This is a genomic window from Arthrobacter sp. B0490 (genome assembly GCF_002929355.1).
GTDB lineage: Bacteria > Actinomycetota > Actinomycetes > Actinomycetales > Micrococcaceae > Arthrobacter_D.
The window spans coordinates 1-3490 of the sequence record NZ_PJIR01000034.1; the positions used below are offsets into that span (position 1 = coordinate 1).

The window sequence follows — 3490 nt, forward strand, 5'->3', positions numbered from 1 at the left end:
AGAGTAGGACACCGCCGGACAACCATTACAGGCAAGAGGCCCCACCACCGGTGGGGCCTCTTCCCCGTTAACCACCCCACCCACCCACCACCGGTAGGGTCGACAGACACCGGACAGACACCGGACAGACACCGGACAGACACCGGACAGACACCGGACAGACACCGGACAGACACCGGACAGACACCCCACAGACACCCCACACCGGCAACCTCGACACCGGCAACCCGGCAACCGACCGGTCTGCCAGACGGGGCCAGGCGGAGCCGGCGCCAGGGAGTCCGGCGCCAGAGAGTGCCGGCGTCCTCGACGGCCGCGTCGGGTCTCCCGGAGCGGCAGCGAACCTCCCGTCCAGGAGACCTCGAGCCCTCCCGGGCCATCACGGGGCACTCGGACGCTGAGGAGGGCCCCATGGGCAAGGTCGTCATGTACGGCTCGGTATCGGTGGACGGTTTCATCGCTGACGACACCGATCAGCCCGGGCCACTGTTCGGCCGGCTGTCGGGTGGGGACGTCCCACTGGACGAGAGCGGCGAGCTGAAGGTGTCGCAGACGTCCTTCGACGACATCCGGCCCCATCGGAATCAGATCGGGGCGACCATCGTCGGAGGCTACGGCTACGGCTACGGCTTCGACATGACGGACGGGTGGGACGGGAAGCCTCCGGGTGGGGTCGACCACGTGGTGGTCCTGACACGCCGGTCCGAGCCCGAGGGCTGAGACCCCGGGGCCCTTTCACTGCGTCGGCAGTGTCGAGGAAGCCGTGGCCAAGGTGCAGGAGCTCGCCGGCGACCGCATCGTCGAGGTCGCCGCCGGCGACGTCGGTGGGCAGGTGCTCGCCGCGGGCCTCGTCGACGAGGTGCGGATGGACGTCGTCCCCGTCGTGTTCGCGTCCGGCAAGCCATACTTCGGGTCGGTCGACGCGCAGCGCCTGTTGGAGGATCCCGACGTGGTGATTCAGGGCAAGCGGGTGCTTCACCTGAGCTGTCGGGTGCGCCACTGAGCGTCGGGCCCCCGGACCGACGCTGCCCACGGCACCGATCGCTCCCGGTGCCTCTGGAAGTCCTCCGTGACCCGCCTCGATGTCCACCTCGCCGCGGTACAGGCCGCCGAACGCGCATCGGATCCGGTCGCAGGGCCGGTGGTCGCCGGCAACCAGGAGTTCTGATGGATGCCGATATGCGGTGAGGCGCCGCCTTGCACGCGTTCGACGCGTCGCCTCAGCTCGTTCCCGAGAGATACCGGCGGTGACCACCTGGGAGAGAGATGAGGCATCGTGGGCGAAACGGTGCCTCGTGAGGAGATCGAGGTCGACGAGCGTCCGGCGGCCGTCAGCGATGGACGGAGGCCCCGGCCATCGAGCCGCTCGCCACGAGATGCCGGGTCGAGTTCCTCGACGAGGGCGGGCGGCGCGCGACCCGGGGTCCGCCGGTGCATCGCAGGACGACGATCGGGCCTCGCCGGGCAGGTCGACTCGAGGTGTGCGCCACGTCGGGCATCCCACCGACACGTGCCTGGATCGCGACCGGGGGGAAAAGGCCGTGCAGGACCGGATCGATCGACAAGGCCGATACGACGGGCGGCCCTGTCGAGGACGTGTGTGGCGCCTGCGACTCCTTCCGGTGGACGACGACGAGGTGTTCCGGTCCCACACGGACCTGCTGCACGCCGCGGGCGGCGCCTGCACGAAGTCAGGGCCCACGGGAGACCGACGCCACGTCGGCGCAGTCCGACCTCACGGCCGAGTTCGCGATGGCCTGGCAGCCGGCGACCAGGGTCGTCTACCTGACGACGCTGACCGCCGCATCGTCCACCACCACCTGAATCGAACGGCATGTCGACACCACCGCAGCGCGACCTGAAGGCCGCGGCCGGTAGCGATGTCCTCGAAGGGGGTGTGGACCTCGCATCCCTGGCATTCGAGGCCGGGCCGGTCGAGGAATGCCGGCCGTACGGCCGAGCCGCAGTCCTGGGCGGGGGACGAGCCGGGCTCGAGGACCGACACGTGTTCCGACCTCGAGCTCATCGATCATCGCCGATCCGGGACCGGTGTCGTATTCCTCCGGTACCACCTCCGGGACGGCGGTGTGCAGACCCGGGTGATCCGCCGGGCGCGAGCATTTCATGACATGCGAACCGCTGAGGACTCACCCGCCGGGCCGCCCGGCCACCGGCCGAGCATGATCCCGGCGGGGTGGTGTCGCACGGGCGGGGGAGTAGCCATCTGCCGGCGCGGTCCGCATCGAGGCCGCCCGCGAACGCCTTCGCGTCGTCGGCGCACTCGCCCGATCGGAGGCCGATGGCGAGGTCGGACCGCTTTCCGGCTGCGTGGCGGCCCGGGCGCCTGCACGCTGTCCGGCCTGCGTCCGTGTGCCAACGTCGGGCAGAGAATCATCGCGCCGACCGGACAGGAGACGTTCTCCGACGGACTCTCCTACACCTCGATGCCGGGATGTAGACCGTGAGGATGAGTCAGGACCGTCGCACGTCCGCGGCCCGGGTGGTTCTGTTCGGTCGGCAATAGGGCGCGGACCAGCGGGCCGCGTCCGTCGCGCACGGCATCGAGGCGGTCGACGTCCGCCACGCCTCCGGGGCGCCGACGAAGGGCGGTGTCGAGGGGCAGGGCGGCCGGGGTCCAGGCGCAGTCGCCTCGCCCCGCGGCGGACTCCGAGGCCGACGTCGACGCTGTGCGCGACGCCCGGGGAGAGCCGACGATGCACGTGGCATCGGGTCCGGAGCCAGGCCAGGAACCACTTCGTCACCACGACCTGGTTCCACGAGCACACCGGGCATGCTCGGTGCAGCACGTCCAGCACTCGCTCCGGTGGTGGGTAGGCGACCGGCCGTCCGCGTCACTCGCGCATGGCCGCGGGTGTCGGGTCACCCGTGCGCGTCGGCGGGTGACCGGGACAGCGCTGCCCTTCCGGATACTCGACGCGGGTCATCGGCATCGTCGACCCGCGCGGGAGTAGTACCGACAGTGGCTGGAGTCCAGCGATACGCAGCACGGTCGGAGCGGCCCTGCGTACCGGGGAACCGGGCATGCAACGGGCTGCAGCAGGAGGCGATGGAGCGGCCCGGGAAGACGGCGAGGACACCACCTGCCGGCGTGACGCAGGCGACGCCGCTCCGGTTTGCCCGCACGCCGACCGGCGTGTAATGTTTCATGAGTTGCCCCGGTGAGGGCGACCAACCCCTTCAAAACCAATGGTCGGTTCGTGCGCTCTAAAGGGCATGGGAATTCGACCATTAATTGTCATGGGATTGTCTTGTCGTACGTCTTTCTGCAGGCTGTAGGCCAAAGCGGAGGATTTGACAAGAGAAAAGAGAATGAAATAAGCTGTAAACATAACGGCGAAGGAAAGCAGGGCCGAGAAAGCGTGCAAGCGCCGGTTTCGCAAGTAATCGCATGTTCCTGTTGTTTGAGAACTCAATAGTGTGCCAAGTTTGTTGATACCGATTGTTTTTTGATTGGTTGAATTTGCTGGTT

The 3490-nt window shown here is 68.5% G+C and carries 1 protein-coding gene and 1 pseudogene; one reads left to right on the forward strand and one right to left on the reverse strand.

Features of this window, described 5'->3' with window-relative positions; translation table 11 throughout:
• Positions 1-411 precede the first annotated feature (411 nt).
• Positions 412-1003 (forward strand): annotated as a pseudogene (locus tag CXQ97_RS18435) (dihydrofolate reductase family protein).
• 2161 nt (positions 1004-3164) lie between these two features.
• Here the strand turns inward: CXQ97_RS18435 and CXQ97_RS20140 are convergent.
• Positions 3165-3490 (reverse strand): hypothetical protein (locus CXQ97_RS20140; RefSeq protein WP_219815469.1); only part of this gene is annotated, 326 nt, incomplete at its 5' end.